The 17,675-nt window shown below is 69.1% G+C and carries 14 protein-coding genes; all 14 read left to right on the top strand.

The genetic code is table 11. The annotated features are described in order from the left end of the window. Positions 1 to 195 precede the first annotated feature (195 nt). The 14 genes from CY652_RS12355 to CY652_RS12290 all read left to right on the top strand — a co-directional run bounded on the left by CY652_RS12355 (position 196) and on the right by CY652_RS12290 (position 17,568). A complete protein-coding gene (locus tag CY652_RS12355; protein WP_102131001.1) occupies positions 196 to 1,803 on the top strand; it encodes an ABC transporter substrate-binding protein in 1,608 nt (535 codons plus the stop codon). Further along, positions 1,796 to 2,821, top strand: coding sequence for an ABC transporter permease (locus CY652_RS12350; protein WP_102131000.1), 1,026 nt, complete (start codon positions 1,796 to 1,798; stop codon positions 2,819 to 2,821). Before CY652_RS12355 ends, CY652_RS12350 begins: the two co-directional genes overlap by 8 nt. After that, positions 2,818 to 3,681, top strand: a complete 864-nt coding sequence (locus CY652_RS12345; protein WP_102130999.1) for an ABC transporter permease — start codon at positions 2,818 to 2,820, stop codon at positions 3,679 to 3,681. The genes CY652_RS12350 and CY652_RS12345 overlap by 4 nt, the downstream gene beginning before the upstream one ends. Next, positions 3,678 to 4,697: an ABC transporter ATP-binding protein gene (locus CY652_RS12340; RefSeq protein WP_102130998.1), complete on the top strand. Its 1,020-nt coding sequence runs from the start codon at positions 3,678 to 3,680 to the stop codon at positions 4,695 to 4,697. The genes CY652_RS12345 and CY652_RS12340 overlap by 4 nt, the downstream gene beginning before the upstream one ends. Beyond that, positions 4,687 to 5,751 (top strand): ABC transporter ATP-binding protein, encoded by a 1,065-nt coding sequence (locus CY652_RS12335; RefSeq protein ID WP_102130997.1) that lies wholly within the window; start codon positions 4,687 to 4,689, stop codon positions 5,749 to 5,751. The genes CY652_RS12340 and CY652_RS12335 overlap by 11 nt, the downstream gene beginning before the upstream one ends. Further along, positions 5,748 to 7,358 (top strand): ABC transporter substrate-binding protein, encoded by a 1,611-nt coding sequence (locus tag CY652_RS12330; protein WP_102130996.1) that lies wholly within the window; start codon positions 5,748 to 5,750, stop codon positions 7,356 to 7,358. The genes CY652_RS12335 and CY652_RS12330 overlap by 4 nt, the downstream gene beginning before the upstream one ends. 33 nt (positions 7,359 to 7,391) lie before the next feature. After that, positions 7,392 to 8,549, top strand: a complete 1,158-nt coding sequence (locus CY652_RS12325) for an LLM class flavin-dependent oxidoreductase (RefSeq protein WP_102130995.1) — start codon at positions 7,392 to 7,394, stop codon at positions 8,547 to 8,549. A gap of 47 nt (positions 8,550 to 8,596) precedes the next feature. Then, entirely contained in the window at positions 8,597 to 9,820 is a 1,224-nt protein-coding gene (locus tag CY652_RS12320; protein ID WP_102130994.1) for an acyl-CoA dehydrogenase, read from the top strand. A gap of 29 nt (positions 9,821 to 9,849) precedes the next feature. After that, a complete protein-coding gene (locus CY652_RS12315; RefSeq protein ID WP_102130993.1) occupies positions 9,850 to 11,598 on the top strand; it encodes a rhodanese-like domain-containing protein in 1,749 nt (582 codons plus the stop codon). Positions 11,599 to 11,647: 49 nt separating this feature from the next. After that, the gene (locus CY652_RS12310; RefSeq protein ID WP_102130992.1) at positions 11,648 to 13,006 is read left to right on the top strand and encodes an LLM class flavin-dependent oxidoreductase; all 1,359 of its coding nucleotides are present in this window, start codon (positions 11,648 to 11,650) and stop codon (positions 13,004 to 13,006) included. 157 nt (positions 13,007 to 13,163) lie between these two features. Next, entirely contained in the window at positions 13,164 to 13,991 is an 828-nt protein-coding gene (locus CY652_RS12305; RefSeq protein ID WP_102130991.1) for an ABC transporter permease, read from the top strand. Further along, the gene (locus CY652_RS12300; protein WP_102130990.1) at positions 13,984 to 14,721 is read left to right on the top strand and encodes an ABC transporter ATP-binding protein; all 738 of its coding nucleotides are present in this window, start codon (positions 13,984 to 13,986) and stop codon (positions 14,719 to 14,721) included. Before CY652_RS12305 ends, CY652_RS12300 begins: the two co-directional genes overlap by 8 nt. A gap of 69 nt (positions 14,722 to 14,790) precedes the next feature. Beyond that, positions 14,791 to 15,807 carry an ABC transporter substrate-binding protein gene (locus tag CY652_RS12295; protein WP_258002290.1) on the top strand — a complete coding sequence of 339 codons (1,017 nt, stop codon included), beginning with the start codon at positions 14,791 to 14,793 and terminating at the stop codon, positions 15,805 to 15,807. A 159-nt stretch (positions 15,808 to 15,966) separates the two neighbouring features. Then, positions 15,967 to 17,568: a rhodanese-like domain-containing protein gene (locus CY652_RS12290; protein ID WP_102130988.1), complete on the top strand. Its 1,602-nt coding sequence runs from the start codon at positions 15,967 to 15,969 to the stop codon at positions 17,566 to 17,568. Positions 17,569 to 17,675 lie beyond the last annotated feature (107 nt).

Here is a 17,675-nt window from a genome sequence, read left to right as displayed (position 1 = left end):
ACGGATTGTGCCGCACTCACCCCTTGCCGCGACGAACCTGCGGCCCGTCGATGGCGGTGTTCCAGTCTTCGCGAGGGGCTGCCCAATGAGGGCCGGGTAGGCGCGAGCCGGAGGCCAGGCCGGATTCCACGCTGTTCGCGGGTTTGCTCCGTGTCCTTATATAGGACACCTATATGGATATACGAATTCGTCACTATGACTACTCGCAGAGCATTCCTGGTCAAGGCCGGCGTCGTTGCCGGCAGTGGCCTTCTGGCCGACTTCGGGTTTGCGGCGCCGGGCGCGGGCACGGCGGCCACGCTGGTCGCGAACACGCTGCCGGAGCCGGCCGGACTCGCGTCCGGGTCCACCCCGGCCAATCCGACCAACGTGGTGTCGAGCAACCTGTTCGACGGGCTCATCACCTATGACGAGGCATTCCGTCCGGTGCCGCAGCTCGCCACGTCCTGGGAGGAATCGGCGGATCGCCGGACGATTACGTTCAGGCTGCGAAACGACGTGAAATGGCACGACGGCACGCCGTTCACGTCGGCGGACGTGCAGTACTCGATCATGGAGGTTTCCAAGAAGGTTCACCCGATCGCCAAGCCGACGTTCGCGCAGATCGTCGCCGTGGACACGCCCGATCCCCATACCGCGGTGTTCCGGCTTGCCCAGCCTTCGCCCGTGATCTGGGCGTACCTCGACACGTCGTCCGCGTTCATTTTCCCGAAGCATCTTTATGCCGGGACCGATCCGCTGACCAACCCCTACAACGCAAAGCCGGTCGGCACGGGCGGCTTCGTCTTCAAGGAGTGGAACCGGGGCAACTACATTCGCCTCGCGAAGAATCCCGACTACTGGGACAAGGGCAAGCCGCGCGTCGACGAACTGATCTTCCGGATCATTCCGGATGCCAGCGCGCGCAGCATCACGTTGCAGAGCGGCAGCGTCCAGTACGCTCCGCTGACCCCGGTCTCGCTCGTCGAGGCGCGCCGGCTCGAGCAGAACCCGAGTCTGGTCGTCGATACGAAGGGCTGGCGCTCGAACGCGCCCATGTTCTTCATGGACTTCAACCTGCGCCAGAAGCGGTTTCAGGATGTGCGCGTGCGCCAGGCGATCGCGCACGCCATCAACCTGAAGCTGCTGACAGAGACCGTGTTCTACGGCTTCGCGACGCCGGCGACGGGGCCGGTGCCGAGCTATCAGACGCGCTTTTACACGCCGGACACCCCGCAGTATCCGTACGACCCGCAAAAGGCCGAGGCCCTGCTCGATGCCGCCGGCTTCAAGCCCGACGCCAGCGGCGTGCGGATGCGGTTCAACCACCTGAACCATACCTACGGCGACGATTACCAGCGTGCCGGACAGTTCATCCAGCAGCAGCTCAAGCGGGTCGGCATCGAGGTCACGCTGGTCAATTACGACCTGCCGACCTACCTGAGAAAGGTGTTCACCGAGCATGACTTCGACACCATGAACGTGTTTTACGCGGCCTTCGCGGACCCGCAGATCGGCGTGATCCGCCGCTTCTGGTCGAAGAACATCATCAGCGGGGCGGCATGGAGCAACGGTTCGGGGTACGCGTCGCCGGAGATGGATCGCGTCATCGAGACGATCCAGAACGAGCAGGACCCCCAGAAGCGCACGCAGGCCATTTATCGGATGCAGGTCATCGCGCAACGCGACCTGCCGTCGATCTCGCTGGCGGAACTGAAGTTCTTCCGGATCTATGCCCGGAGCCTGCAGGGCGTCAACACGACGCCGATCGGCGTCTACGCGTCGCTCGACGACGTCAGTCTCGGCGCGGCGAGCCATGGCTGACTCTTTTGCCCGCGCCGTGGCGTCGGCATTCGCGAAGCCGCGCCGGCCGTTGCCTTATCCGGTGCGGCGGTTGCTGCAGGCCGTGCCGCTCGTCCTGTGCATCGCGGTGCTCAATTTCTTCTGGCTGAGACTGGCGCCGGGCGACCTGGCCGACGTCATGGCGGGGGAGGCGGGCGCCGCGACCCCCGAGTATCTGGCCGCGCTGCGTCACCAGTTCGGTACGGACCAGCCGCTCTCGCTGCAGTTTCTCGCCTACCTGAACCGGATGGCCCACTTCGATCTGGGCTGGTCTTTCCGCTACAACGAATCGGTGCTGCACCTGATCGTGGGACGCCTGCCGGCGACCGCGCTGCTGATGGTGGGCGCGCTCGTGATCGCGCTGCTGTTCGGCTGCCTCGCCGGCACCGTGGCGGCCGTGTCGCGCCGGCGCTGGGTCGACATGGCGGTCTCCGTCCTCGCGACGCTGGGTTTCGCGACGCCGCTGTTCTGGTTGGGACTGATGCTGATGGTGCTGTTTTCCGCGCATCTGCGCTGGCTGCCGGCCGGGGGCATCACCACCCCGGGCGTGGTTGCGACCGGCTGGGCGCACGCGGGCGACGTTGCGGCGCACATGGTGCTGCCGGTGTTCTGTCTCGCGGCCTATTACCTGGCGATCTACGCCCGGCTCATGCGCGCCTCGGTGCTCGAGGTGGCCGGCCTCGATTTTGTCCGCACGGCCCGTGCGAAGGGCGTATCGCGCGTGGCGACGATCCGCTCGCACGTGGTGCCGAATGCGCTGCTGCCGATCGTCACGATGACCGCCTTGCAGTTCGGGGCGCTGTTCAGCGGCTCCGTGGCGATCGAGACGGTGTTCAGCTGGCCCGGCCTCGGCCAGTTGGCCCTCGATGCGGTCGCCTCGCGCGACCTGAACCTGCTGCTCGGCATCCTGTTCTTCAGCTCGGTGCTCGTGCTCGTCGTCAACCTGGCGGTGGATCTCGCGTACGGCTGGTTCGATCCGCGTATCGAGGTGGAGCGATGAGCGACGTCGTGCTCGCGAAACCCGGCGCGCGCCTCTGGCAGCGCGCCACGCAGTCCCCGAGCCTGACGCTCGGCGCGTTGCTGCTGGCGGCCGTGTGCGGGCTCGCGCTCGGCGCGCCGTACATCACTCATAACGACCCGCTCGACATGGTCGGCACGCCGTTCACCTGGCCTGGCACGGATCCGGCCTTTCCGCTGGGGACCGACATGATGGGGCGGGACATGTTCAGCGGCATCGCCTACGGCGCGCGCGTGTCGCTCGAGATCGGCCTCGCGGCGGGGCTGCTCGCCACGCTGGCGGGGTTGCTGATCGGCGCCGTGGCCGGGTTTTACGGCGGTCTCGTCGACGAGGTGCTGATGCGCGTCACGGAGCTGTTCCAGACCATGCCTGCGCTGCTCTTCGTCATCGTGCTGGTGGTCGTGGTCCAGCCGAGCGTGACGACCATCGTGCTGGGCGTCGCGCTGACGAACTGGCCGCAGGTTGCCCGGCTCGTGAGGGCCGAGGCGCTGCGCGTGAGCCGCGCGGAGTTCGTGCAGGCCGCGGTCGTGATCGGCATGAGCCGGCCGCGCATCGTGCTCACGCACGTCCTGCCGAACGTGGCGACTTCGGCCATCGTGATGATGTCGATCCTGGCCGGCAACGCGATCCTGACCGAGGCCGTGCTGTCCTTTCTGGGACTCGGCGATCCCAATGTGATCACGTGGGGCAGCATGATCGGCTCCGGCCGCGAGGCGCTGCAGACCGCGTGGTACATGACCGCGCTGCCGGGCTGCGCGGTGTTGGTCACGGTCCTGAGCCTGAACCTGATCGGCAACGGGCTGAACGACCTCGCCAATCCGCGCCGTCGGAGGGCGCTGTGAGCGGCGCGCCGCTGCTCGAGGTCGAGGACCTCAGTATCGCGTTTCCCGCCGGGCGCGGCCGGGCGCCGGCCCGCGCGGTCGACCGGTTGTCGTTCGGGATTCGGGCGGGCGAGACGCTGGCGCTGGTCGGCGAGTCGGGCTGCGGGAAGTCCACGACCGCGCTGGCGCTGATGGGGCTGCTCGACCGGCGCGAGGTCGACGTGAGCGCGACGCGGCTGCGTTTTGCCGGGACCGATCTGCCCGATTTGCCGGAGGCGTCGTGGCGCCGGCTGCGCGGCGGCCATATCGCGATGATCTTCCAGGATCCGCTGGCCGCCTTGAATCCGGTTCGTACCGTCGGGCGCCAGATCGGCGAGGCGCTGAAGCTGCATCAGGGGCTGTCCGGCGCGGCCGCGCGCGGCGCAACGCTCGAATTGCTGCGCCAGGTGGGCATTCCGGAGCCGGCGCGGCGCATCGACGATTACCCGCACCGGCTCTCGGGCGGCATGCGCCAGCGCGTGCTGATCGCGATGGCGCTGGCGGGGCAGCCCCGGCTGCTGATTGCCGACGAGCCGACCACCGCGCTGGACGTGACGATCCAGGCGCAGATTCTCACGTTGCTCGCGACGCTGCAGCAGCAGACCGGCATGGCGCTGCTGCTGATCACGCACGACCTCGGGATTGTCGGGCAGCTCGCGCATCGGGTCGCGGTCATGTATGCCGGCCGCAAGATCGAGGAGCGAGCGGCGGCGGGGCTGTTCGACGATCCGCGGCATCCGTATACGCAACGCCTGCTGGAGGCGCGACCCCGTCGCGGCGGCGAGCGGGTCCGGCTGGCCGATATCCCCGGTGCCGTGCCGGCGCCGGGCAGCGCGCCGCGCGGCTGCGCGTTCGCGCCGCGTTGCGCACAGGCGCAGGCCGCTTGCCGCGAGGCGGTGCCGGCCTGGCAGCGTCTCGGCGATGGCGGGGTGGGCTGTGTCCTCGGCGCGGGCGAAACGGGCGTCGAGGCAAGCGACAGGAGGCCCCATGCTGCTTGAAGTCGATCGCCTGAGCGTGCGCTATGCGACGCGGCGCGGCGTGCTGAACGCCGTCGATACGCTGTCGCTCGCCGTGGCGCGCGGAGAAACGCTCGGGCTCGTGGGCGAGTCCGGCTGCGGGAAGAGCTCGCTCGGCAAGGCCATCGTCGGCCTGACGAAGCCGGCCGAAGGGGCCGTACGGCTGGACGGCGTGGATCTCGGCAGTCTCGCGCGCCGGCAGTGGCTGCCGTGGCGCAGGCGCATGCAGATGGTTTTCCAGGACCCGCTGAGCGCTCTCGATCCGCGCAAGACCGTGCGCCGGACCCTGACCCTCCCGCTCGAAGTGCACCGCATCGGCACGTCCGCCGAGCGGCGCGAACGCGTGGATGCGCTGCTGCATCAGGTCGGCCTCGCGCCGGCGCTGGCGGAGCGCATGCCGCACGAGTTGTCGGGCGGTCAGCGTCAGCGCGTCAACATCGCCCGCGCGCTGAGCGTGGACCCGGACGTGCTGATCTGCGACGAGCCGGTCTCCGCGCTGGACGTATCGCTGCAGGCGCAGGTGCTGAACCTGCTGTCGGACCTGCAGCGCGAACGGGCGATGACCGGCCTCTTCATCAGTCACGACCTTGCCGCGGTCGGCTACCTGGCGGACCGCATCGCCGTGATGTACCTCGGCCAGACCGTCGAAATCCTGCCGCGCGGGCAGCTCTGGCAGCACGCGGCGCATCCGTACACGCAACTGCTGATCGACTCGATTCCGGTGCGCGGCACGCCGCTGCCCGTCGCGTCGTCGGCCGAATTGCCCAATCCGTACGCCCCGCCTCGCGGATGCCGGTTCCAGTCGCGCTGTCCGCACGCGCGGCCGGTGTGCAGCGAGACGCCGCCCGCGCTGGTGCCCGTGGGCAGCGCGCACGTCGTGGCCTGCCACCTGTACGGCGGCGACGCGTCGGCCCCGGCATTCGCGGCAGATGCCGCGCCGGCGATCCGCCGGGCCGCGCCGGACGCAGGCGGTAGCGGCGGCGCAGGCGGTAGCGGCCACCCCCCGATTCGCACCCACGAGGAGTCCCTGAGTTGATCACCCGTCGCCGGTTCTTCCAGCTCGCCGCCGCCGCAGCGGCGGCGCCCGTCCTGCCGGGCGTGTCGTTCGCGGCAGGCGAGGCCGCCGCAAAAGACGCGGCGCAGGGCAATGTCCTGCAGGCCGTCATCGTGCCCGAACCGGCCGGCTGGGTGGCAGGGCTGAATATCTCGAATCCGGCGGTCATCGTGTCGGTCAACGTCTTCGACGGTCTCGTCACCTACGACGACGCGTTCCGGCCGGTGCCGCAGCTCGCCCAGTCCTGGGAGGAATCGGCCGATCGCCGGACCATCACGTTCCATCTGCGCAAGGACGTCAGGTGGCACGACGGCCAGCCTTTCACGTCGGCGGACGTGCAGTACTCGCTGATGGCGGTCACGAAGCCGTTCCATCCGCGCGGCGGCGCGACCTTCGCGACGCTCGAGGCGGTCGATACGCCGGACGACCATACGGCCGTCTTCCGGTTTACATCGCCGGTCCCCGCGGTCTGGTCGGCGCTCGGCGGCTACGAGACGCAGATCCTGCCGAAGCACCTGTATGCGGGCAGCCCGCCGCTGACGAATCCGCTGAACGCGCATCCGGTCGGCAACGGGCCGTACGTCTTCAAGGAATGGGTACGCGGCAACTACGTGGTGCTCGAACGCAATCCGGACTACTGGGACCGGACCAACCTGCCGCATTTCGAGCGCATCGTGTTTCGCATCATGCCGGACGAGGGCACGCGGCTCGCGGCGCTCGAATCCGGCGACCTGCGCTACGCGCCGACCGACGCGGTCGCGCTGCCCGATCTCGTGCGGCTGCGCAGCGACCCGCGGTTCGTCGTGTCGAGCCACGTGTTCGACGGCATTGCGCCGATTTCATTCCTCGATTTCAACCTGCGCCGCAAGCCGTTCCAGGACCCGCGCGTGCGCCAGGCCATCGCGCATGCGATCGACCGCGACGCGCTGGCGAAGGTGGTCTGGTACGGGCTGGCCAAGCCCGCCCAGGGGCCGATTCCCAGCTATCAGACGCGCTTCTTCAAGCCCGGCCTGCCGCAGTACGACTACGATCCGGCCCGCGCCGAAGCCCTGCTCGATGCGGCCGGCTACCGGCGCGGCGCGGACGGCGTGCGCCTCAGGATCAACAATCTGCCGCTGCCGTTCGGCAACCAGTACGTGCTGAGCGCGCAGTTCATCCAGGCCGGACTGCGCCACATCGGCGTCGCGCTCACGCTGGTGCCGACCGACGTCCCGACCTTCAACCGCCGCGTCTATGCGGACTACGACTTCGACACGGCGCTCAACTGGTACGCGGCCTTCGCCGATCCGCAGCTCGGGGTGACGCGTCGCTACTGGACGAAGGCGATCCGGCCGGGCTCGACCTCGAGCAACGCGACCGGCTATTCCACGCCGGAAATGGATCGGGCCATCGAAGGTCTGGTGACGGTCAGCGACCCGGTGGCGCGCAAGCCCTTCATCGATCAACTGCAGCAGATCGCGCAGGAGCAGGTGCCTTCGGTCAACCTGCTCGAACTGCATTTCTACGCCATTCATGCGGCGAGTCTCGGCGGCTTCAGCAATACCCCGATGGGGGCCTATTCGTCGCTGGCGTCGGTGCACGACGCCTGACGGCTCGCCGCGCTCACTTTTTTCCGATATTCCATGTCGATTCTCTCGCCCGCCGAACATCCCGACAGCCCGCTGTCGCGCGCCGTCTCCCAGCCGCTGATGCTGGGCCTGTTCCTGCCGATCCAGAGCGGGGGCTGGTCGATGTCGACGCTGCCGCGCACGACCGACTGGACGTTCGACTACAACGCGCGGCTGACCCGCAAGGCGGAAGACCTCGGTTTCGAGCTGGTGTTCGGTCTCGCGCAATGGCTTGGCAAGGACGGGCACGGCGGGGCGATGCGTTACCGGCGCGAATCGCTCGACTCGTTCATCACGATCGCGTCGCTGGCGTCGATTACCCGCCGCATCCTGCTCATCTCGACGCTGCACATCCTGTACGGCAACTGGCATCCGCTGCACCTCGCGAAGTTCGGCGCGACGCTCGACCATATTTCCGGCGGACGGTGGGGGCTGAACATGGTGACGGGGCATTCGGTCGACGAAGCCGGCATGTTCGGTCGCGAAGGCCACTTCGAGCATGACCTGCGCTACGAGATGGCGGGCGAATTCGTCGAGCTGATGCAGCAGCTCTGGTCGCGGGACGACGAACTGACGTTCGACGGCCAGTGGTACCGGACGCGCAAGGCATTCGTCTCGCCCACGCCGCGTTATGGCCGGCCCGTGCTGGTCAACGCAACGAGTTCGCCGGCCGGGATCGAATACGCGGCGAAACACTCCGACCTCATCTTCGTGACGAGCTCGGCCGGCGCGCAGATCGACGCGGCCCTCGACGTGCTGCCGGCCCATACCGCCCAGGTTCGCGCGGCGGCGCAGGCTCACGGACGGCAGGTGCGTACGCTCATCAATCCGACCATCGTCTGCCGGCCGACCGACGGCGAGGCGCGGGCGTACCACGACGCGATCGTCGCGCATGCCGATTTCGGCGCGGTCGACGGATTCACCGGGCGCCGCAGCGACGCGCAGGCCTGGAAGGGGCATCAGCGCGAGCAGCGCGTCGTGGGCGGCAACATTCAGATCATTGGTTCTCCCGAGCATGTCGTCGACGATCTGCTGCGCCTGAAGGCGGCCGGCATCGACGGCGTCCAGCTAACGTTTTTCGATTTCGAGCCCGATCTCGCGTATTTCGGCGAGGCCGTGCTGCCGCTGCTCGAACAGGCCGGGCTCAGGGTACGGGTGCAGGCGCCTGCGTGAGGCGGCGCGCCGGAGCGAATTCATCGGATTGACAGGGAGTGTTACGGATGGGAACGATCGATTCAACGCTGGCCGAAAACTTGCGCCCGGGCGCCGTGCAGCCGGGCTCGGCCGCGCTGCGCGAACTCGTGGCGGCGATGGCGGCCGGCGCGCCGGCTCGCGACCGCGGGGAGGCCGACGCGCGCGATGCGATCGCGCGGGTGCGCGCGGCACGCCTCGGGGTGTTCCGTGTGCCGGGGGCCGAGGGCGGGGGCGGCGCGACGCTGCCCCAGTTGTACGAACTGGTGCTGGATCTGGCGGAAGCCGACTCGAACATCCCGCATATCCTGCGCAACCATTTCGCTTTCGTCGAAAAGGCCCTGCGCGCACGACACCTGCCGCCTTACCGGCGGTGGATCGAAGTCGTGCAGGCCGGCGAGCTTTTCGGGCTCGGGGCGAGCGAGCTGGGGACGCAGAACGTCGGTGACGGCGACGGCCGTACCCGGCTCGAGCCGGCCGGGCGTGCCTGGCGGCTCACGGGCACGAAGTACTACAGCACCGGCAATCTCTATTTCGACCACGTCATCGTGAACGCGAAAACGCCCGACGGCCGGCTAGTCGGCGCCCGCGTGTCGGTCCGGCAGCCGGGCGTCGACGTGCGGGACGACTGGGACGGCATCGGGCAGCGGCAGACGGCAAGCGGCACCACCGTATTCACGAACGTCGAGGTCGCGCCCGAAGACGTGCTGATTCTCGCCGACGACGTGAAGATCGGGCACTCGGCGACGTTCGCGCAGTTGTACCTCACCACCCTCATCGCCGGCATCCTGCGCCGCATCGCGAAGGACGCCGTCGCGCTCGTCACCGGCCGCACCCGTAACTACTACCACGCCGTGGCGGCGCGTCCCGCGGACGATCCCCTGCTCCAGCAGGCCGTGGGCGAGCTGCAAAGCGCCGCCTACGTGGCGGAGGCCGCCGTGCTGAACGCGGCCGCGACGCTCGGCGACGCGTTCGACACCGCGCTTGCCGGCGAACCCGACAACGCGCTGTTCGAGGAGGCGGCCCAACGCGCGGCCAAGGCCAAGGTCGTGATCGACCGGCTGGCGCTTCAGTCGGCGACGCAGCTCTTCGATGTGGGCGGGGCGTCGGCGGCCACGCAACGCGCGCAGCTCGATCGCCACTGGCGCAACATCCGCACGATCGCCTCGCACAACCCGGGCCTCTACAAGGCGCGAGCGCTGGGCAACCACGCGATCAACGGGGTGCCGCTGCCGTCCGCCGCGTTCTTCTGACTATTTCCGTTACGTTCCCCCGTCCGACGATGAGCCATTCAACCATTCCGCTGCTGACCCCTTCGGCGCTGCGCGCGGCGCTGGCCGCCCGGCGCGAGCTTGCCGTCCTCGACGTTCGCGAGGAGGGCGTCTCGGCCCGCCGCCGGCTGTTCTATTCGTCCATCGCGCCCGTCGGACGTCTCGGCCTGGTCGTCGGGCGGCTCGTGCCCCGCCTCGATACGCCGGTCGTGCTGGTCGACGAAGCCGGCGAATACGCGCCGCGCGCGGCCGCGCGGCTGGCCCGCTTCGGCTACACGGACGTCTCGATTCTCGAGGGCGGAGTGAGCGGCTGGGAGGCGGCCGGCTTCGAGGTATTCAGCGGGACCAACGTGCCGGGCAAGGCGTTCGGCGAGGTGATCGAGCATCGGCTCGACACCCCCAATATCGATGCGCTCACGCTCAAACGGTTGCAGGACGCCGGAGAGGACGTGGTGGTCCTCGACAGCCGGCCGTTTTCCGAATACCGGACGATGAACATCCCGGGCGGGGCCGAATGCGCGGGCGCCGAGCTCGTCTATCGCGCGCTGGCGGCGGCGCCGTCGCCCGACACGCTGATCGTGGTGAACTGCGCGGGGCGCACGCGCAGCATTCTCGGCGCGCAGTCCCTCGTCAACGCCGGCATTCCCAATCCGGTTGCCGCGCTCACGGGCGGGTCGATGTCGTGGCTGCTGGCCGGGCTCGAACTCGAGCGCGGCCAGATCCGCACGGCGCCGCGCCCCGACGGCGCCACGCTCGCCAGCGCGCGGGAACTGGCCCGGCGCGCGGCGGCGCGGGCGGGCGTCATCGAAATCGACCGGGCCACGCTGGCCCGTTTCGAGCGCGAGGCGGCGACGCATACGCTTTACCGTTTCGACGTGCGCGACCCGCTGGAATACGAGGCCGGCCACCGTGCCGGCTGGCGTTCGGCGCCGGGCGGGCAACTGGTGCAGGCCACCGACGAATATGTGGGCACGCTGCACGCGCGCGTAGTGCTGGCCGACGACGACGGCGTGCGGGCGCGCATGACCGCATCGTGGCTCGTCCAGCTTGGTTATTTGCAAGTGTTCGTGCTGGGCGGCGACGATCCGTCGGCGGCGTTCGAAGCCGGGCCGCAGCCGCAGGCGATCCTGCGCGCGCCGGGCCGGACGCCGTGGATCGAGGCGGACCAGCTTGCGCAGGCGCTGGAGGCGGGCAGGGCGCAGGTCGTGGACGTAGACAGCAGCCTCGCGTTTCGCCGCGCGCACGTCGCCGGGGCCCGCTTCGTCGCGGCCAGCGCGCTGGAGGACTGGCTGGAACAGATCGACGATCCTTCGCGTCAACTCGTGCTCACGTCCGGCGACGGCGTACTGGCCGGCTTACTGGCGGACGAGCTGAACGCGGGGTTGCAAGCGGGGTTAGAAGCGGGATTAAACGCGGGATCAAACGCCGGGTTGGGCGCGGGTGAGCAGGCGGGCTTGCACGCGCGGCGCCCGGGCGTGGCCGCGCTGCTCGGCGGCACGCAGCGCTGGCTGGCGCTCGGTCTGCCGCAGGCGGCGGGCGACGACGGCAACCTGACCGGCGACGACGACGCATGGTACAGCCCGTATCACTACGCGCCCGGGCAGGCCGCCCGGCAGATGCAGGCGTATCTCGCCTGGGAGCTGCAACTGGTCGGGCAACTGGAGCGCGACGGTATCGCCTCGATCGACGTGATCGACTTCGACACGCCGACCGACGGGCGCAGCAGCGAGCGGCTCGCGGCGCTGCGCCGTGCGGACTGACCGGCAAGTCCGCTGATTCACCCCCACCGACCGCATACGGACAAGGACCATGAGCGCTTCCCGCAGGCTGCATCTGAACACCAACGTCACCGGCACGGGCCGTCACCCGGCCGGCTGGCGCACGCTCGACAATCCGAAGTCGATCATCGACCTCGGGTTCTTCACCGCCATCGCGCAGACCGCCGAGCGCGGCAAGCTCGACGCGGTGTTTCTCTCCGACACGCTGACGCTCAAAGGTCACGCGCACGGGCCGGCGCAGTCGCTCGAACCGACCGTCCTGCTCACCGCGCTTGCCGGCGTGACGCAGCATGTCGGCCTGATCGGGACCGCCTCGACGACGTTCAACGATCCGTTCAACCTGGCGCGCCGCTTTGCGTCGGTGGATCACCTGAGCGCGGGCCGGGTCGCCTGGAATGCGGTGACGACCTACGATCCGGACGCCGCGGCGAACTTCAGCGTCGGCGAGGCCATCGACAAGGAGGCGCGCTATGCGCGCGCGGAGGAATTCGTCGAGGTCGTGCTGAAGCTGTGGGATAGCTGGGAGGACGGCGCCCTCGTCGCGGATCGCGCGAGCGGCCGTTACGCCGATCCGGCGCGCGTGCATGCCATCGGGCACGACGGCCCGCATTTCCGGGTGCGGGGGCCGCTGAACCTGCCGCGCAGCCCGCAAGGCCGGCCCGTGCTGGTGCAGGCCGGCGGCTCGGAGGCGGGCGTCGCCCTGGCGGCGCGCCACGCGGATGCCGTGTTCACCGCGCAGACCACGTTCGAGGGCGCCCAGGCGTTCTATCGCGACATCAAGGCGCGCGCCGCATCGCATGGCCGCGACCCCGACCATCTGCTGATCCTGCCGGGCCTGTATCCGGTGATCGGCGGCACGCTCGCCGAAGCCCGTCGGCGCAAGGCCGAAATGGATGCGCTTCTCGACCGCAGCGCGGAGCTGGCCAAATTCGCGCGGGCCCTGGGGGTTCAGGTCAGCGATCTAGCGCTCGATGCGCCGCTGCCCTACGACCTGATCGACAGCGGCGATCGCGCCGACGTTTCGCGAGGCTTCATCCGCTCCACGGTGTTGCTGGCCCGCAGCGAGAACCTGACGGTTCGCGACCTGCTCGACCGCAATCCCGGCGCGCACCGGATGATCGTCGGCACGCCCGAGACCATCGCGGACGATATCGAGCGCTGGTTTGCCGGGCGCGCCGCCGACGGCTTCAACCTGAACGCGGATGTGTTTCCGTCGGGCCTCGCGGCCTTCGTCGATCACGTCGTGCCGCTCCTGCAGCGCAAGGGCATTTTCCGTCGCGACTACGACGGCGCGACGCTGCGCGAGCACTACGGCCTGCCGCGCCCGGCCAGCCGCTACGCCGGCGGGGCGCCGCGCGATGTTGCGGCCGCGCCGGGTACGGTGTCGTGAGCCGCGCGAGCGCGAGGGCCGCCATGACCCGTTACCGGGTTGGGCCGTGTTTCGCCATGAAGCGAGCGGGTCAGGGCCGTTCGTCCGGTCCGCACGCGCTCCCGTACCTGTACCCGTATTCGGGCGAGCCCTTCGCCTTTATTCCGTCAGACAGCCTATGTCCACAAAAGAATCGACCTTGACGGCGGTGCCCGCGCCGGCTTCCGCCGCCGCTTCCTCGCGGTTTTCCGCGCTGCGCGAGCCGCTGCTGCGTACCCTCGTGCCGGCGTCGCTGCTCGTGTTGTGGCAACTGGTCTCCTCGCTGGGCCTCGTTACTGAGTTTGTGCTTCCGTCGCCCGCGTCCGTGCTGGCGGCCTACCGGGAGCTGTGGCAGTCCGGCGATCTGCAGGATGCCCTGGCGGTATCGCTTGGGCGGGCGGCCTTGGGTCTTTTGATCGGCGGCGGCGCGGGGCTGCTTCTGGGCCTCGCCGCGGGCCTGAGCAAGTCCGCGGAACGCGGCTTCGATACGGTGCTCCAGATGCTGCGCACGATCCCGTTCATCGCGCTCGTGCCGATTTTCGTGGTCTGGTTCGGGATCGGCGAGGTGTCCAAGGTGGCCCTGATCGTCGGCGCGGCCATTTCGCCGATGTACCTGAGCACGTTTCACGCCATCCGCGGCATCGACCCGAAACTGCTGGAGCTCGGCCGCACGTTCCGGCTGACGCGCGGGCATCAGATCCGCCTCATCGTCCTGCCCATGGCCTTGCCGGGCATCCTCGTCGGGGTCCGCTATTCGGCCGCCATCGCGCTGCTGGCGCTCGTGGCGGCCGAGCAGATCAACGCAAGCGCCGGCATCGGCTTCATCCTGAACAACGCCAACCAGTTCCAGCGTACCGATATCATCATCGCGGGCATCCTCGTCTATGCCGCGCTCGGCATCGTCGTGGACGCGCTGCTGCGCTATATCGAGCACAAGGTGCTGGCATGGAGAGGCGCCCATGTCTGAGTCTGTCCGCCTACCGGGTCAAGGGGTTTCGCCCGTCGTTGCCCGCCTTTCGTCGGTCAGGAAGCGCTACGGCGAGAACACGGTCCTCGAGAACGTCGACTTCACGGTACGCAAGGGCGAATTCGTCGCGCTGGTCGGCCCGTCCGGCACGGGCAAGACGACGCTCCTGCGGCTGCTCGCCGGGCTCGAGTCGGCTTCCGGCGGCCGGGCGGACGTATCGGGGAACACCTCGGTCGTCTTCCAGGAGCCGCGTCTGATCGGGGCGCTGCGCGTGTGGAAGAACGTGCTGCTGGACGACGCGCGCGGGCCGGACGCCCGGGCGCGGGCGCGCGGCGCGCTGCAGGACGTCGGGCTGGAGGACAAGCTGGAGAGCTGGCCCGTCAGTCTTTCCGGCGGCCAGGCGCAGCGCGTTGCCGTCGCCCGGGCGCTCAGCCGTCGTCCGGACCTGATGCTGCTCGACGAGCCGTTCAGCGCGCTGGACGCCTTCACGCGCCGCAGCATGCAGGGCCTTGTCCTGAAGCTGTGGGCCAGGTATCGGTTCGGCGCCGTCATCGTGACGCACGACCTCGACGAGGCACTGATACTCGCCGACCGCGTCATCCTCCTGTCGAGAGGCACGGTCTGCCACGAAACGCGGGTCGATCTGCCCCGCGAACGCGACGTGACCTCGCCGGAATTCAACGCCCTCAAGCGCGACCTGCTCGGTCAGTTCTCGCTCAGCCTGTCCTGAGTCTTTCCGTCTTCGCCCATCTCATCCAACAAGGTATTTATGTCGCTGAAAAAATTCCTGAGTACCGGCATGGCCGTCCTGCTCGCCGCCGTGGCCGCGGCCGCGTCCGGTACGGCCGGCGCCCAGACGCGGCCGGATCTGACGCACGAAAAACTGGTCGTCGCCTATCAGGACCCGGCCTTTCCCGCCCTGGTCCGGAAGTCCGGCCTGGTCGACGGCGCGCCCTACCAGATCGAATGGGTCCTGCTCACCGGCCCTGCCGCCAACCTGTCCGCCCTTTACGCCGGCCGGATCGACCTGGGCCACATGGGCGACACCTCGCTCACGATCGAGCAGGCCAACGCGCGCACGGAATGGACGAACGCCACCGCGCCGCTGCGCATCGTGGCGGGCTGGCGCAATTTCTATTCGGGCGACTATCCGGCGCTCGTCACGGCGGTACGGACCCGCGCCAACATTAAAGGCGTGCAGGACATCAAGGGGCACACGTTCGGATACAACTACGGCGGCTACGCCGATGCCCAATATCTGGCGACGCTGGTGAAGGCCGGGCTGACGGAAAAGGACGTCCAGCCCATCAAGTTCAGCGATGCGGCGACGTCGGCCGCCGCCTTCAACGCAGGCGAGGTGGACATCTGCGTCGGCGGGCTGGGGCCGATCCTGCCCACCATCCGGTCGGGCGCGGGCCGCATCCTGCTGACGGACCGCGATACGCAGATCCCGGCGCTCAACGTATGGACGACGACGTCCGCCGATCTGAAGGACCCGGTCAAGGTGGCGGCGCTCCAGGATTTCTTCGGCCGCCTGTCCGGATACTGGGCCTGGCATAACGCGCACCGGGCGGAGGTCATCGGCGTTCTCAAAAGTACGCTCGGGATTTCCGACCAGCGCGCCGCCTTCGAATATGAAGTGCGCAGCGGCAGTTTCGTCAGGTTCGATGCCGGCCTGATCGGTCAGGAGCAGCGGATCGCGGACATCCTGTACGCCGGCAAGGCGATCGGGAAGAAGGTGAACGTCGCGGTCGAATACGATCCGCGGTTCAACGCGGCCCAAAAGGCGATCTGGCCGATCCCGTCGAAGAACTGATGCGCGGTTGCGCGACCTCTTTCGGCCGGGCACCTCGACCCGCGCCGTGCTTCGGACGGTACGCGATGCTGCCGCGTATCGATACCCGCGCCTGCCCGCAGCCGGCGGCGGCAGCATGAGAACGGGCGCCGGACGCCCATCGACTAAGGACACGGAACGATGCCAACCCGAATCACCGCCGCGACGCTGAAGCGCGAGCTGCACGACGGCAACGAAATTGCGCTGTTCGACGTGCGCGAGCATGGGCAGTATGGCGAAGGCCACCCGTTCTACGCGGTGCCGTTGCCGTACAGCGTGCTCGAGCGCGACGTGGGACGCCTCGCGCCGAACCGGCGCGTGCGGGTCGTCGTGTTCGACGACGGCGATAGCGACGGCGACGGACCGGCCGCGCGGGCGGCCGACCGGCTGGAGGCACTGGGTTATACGTCGGTCCGTACGCTCGACGGCGGCGCGCGCGCGTGGCAGGACGCGGGCTTCGTGCTGTTCAAGGGCGTGAACGTGCCGTCCAAGGCCTTCGGCGAATGGGTCGAACAGGTCGCGCAGACGCCGCATATCCCGGCGCAGACGCTGGCGCAATGGCAGCAGTCGGATACGCCGCCGACGGTGCTCGACGGACGGCCGCTGAGCGAATATCGCGCGATGAACATTCCGGGCGCGTCGTGCTGCCCGAACGGCGAACTCGCGCTGCGGATCGACGCGCTCGTGCCGGATGCGCGCACGCCGGTCGTCATCAATTGCGCCGGGCGTACCCGCAGCATCATCGGTGCGCAGACGCTGCTGCATCTCGGCATCCCCAATCCGGTGTACGCGCTCGAGAACGGCACGCAGGGCTGGTTGCTCGCGGACCGGCCGCTCGAACGGGGGCAGCAGCGGCGCTATCCGGCCGACGTGCAACCTCGGCCCGAGCGTGTCGCGGCGGCGCGCGCCCTGGCGGCGCGCGCAGGCGTCGAGTGGGTCGATGCCGGGACGGTCCGACGGTGGCTGGCGGAGGACGACCGCACGGTGTATCTGTGCGACGTCCGGACGCCGGAAGAATTCGCCGCGCGGACCTTGCCCGGCGCGCAGCATGCGCCGGGCGGTCAACTGCAGCAGGCGACCGATCAATACATCGGCGTGCGCCATGCGCGCGTCGTGCTGTTCGACGACGACGGCATCCGCGCGCCGGTGACGGCAAGCTGGCTGCGCCAGCTCGGACATGAAGCGTCGGTGCTCGAGCACGGGCTGGACAGCGGGCTCGCGCTGCCCGATGCGCCGGTGCCCGACCCGGTCGCGCTGCCGGTCATCGATGCGCAGACGCTTGCCCGCCGTCTCGCGCAAGGCGGCGTGTCGGTCGTCGATCTGCGCTCGAGCGCCGCCTGGTTGAGCGCGCACATTCCCGGCAGCGTCTGGTCGATTCGCCCGCGTCTTGCGGCAGCCCTGGCGCAAGGCGGGCACGCGGTGACGCTGGTCGCCGACGATTCGCGCATCGCCGCCTGGGCCGTGGCCGATCTGCCCGACGCGCAGCGCTACGCGTTCAGCGTACTCGACGGCGGATTCGCCGCGTGGCGGGCGAGCGGCGGCCCCGAGGCGGCGGCGCCGGCGGATGCCTTGCCGCCGTCGGCGCGGATCGATTACCTGTTCTTCACGCACGACCGGCATGCGGGCAACAAGGCGGCGTCCCGCGAATATCTGGCCTGGGAGCTCGGCTTGCTCGCCCAGCTCGACGAACCGGAGCGGAACGCGTTCCGCCCGCTGGCACGCCGGCCTGTCGCTGGAGCATGAGGTTGGTTCTGCGGGGCTCGCCGGTTAGTCGTCGATTTGCGATCCTGACCGACTGACTGACTGAACGAAGGCCGTCGGCGCCCCCAGCCGCGAAGACGTCACCGCGA

The organism is Burkholderia sp. WAC0059 (assembly GCF_002870125.1).
In the GTDB taxonomy this organism is placed as follows: domain Bacteria; phylum Pseudomonadota; class Gammaproteobacteria; order Burkholderiales; family Burkholderiaceae; genus Paraburkholderia.
Note: the sequence above shows the minus strand (reverse complement) of the source record. Positions and strands in the feature narration are given on the sequence as shown.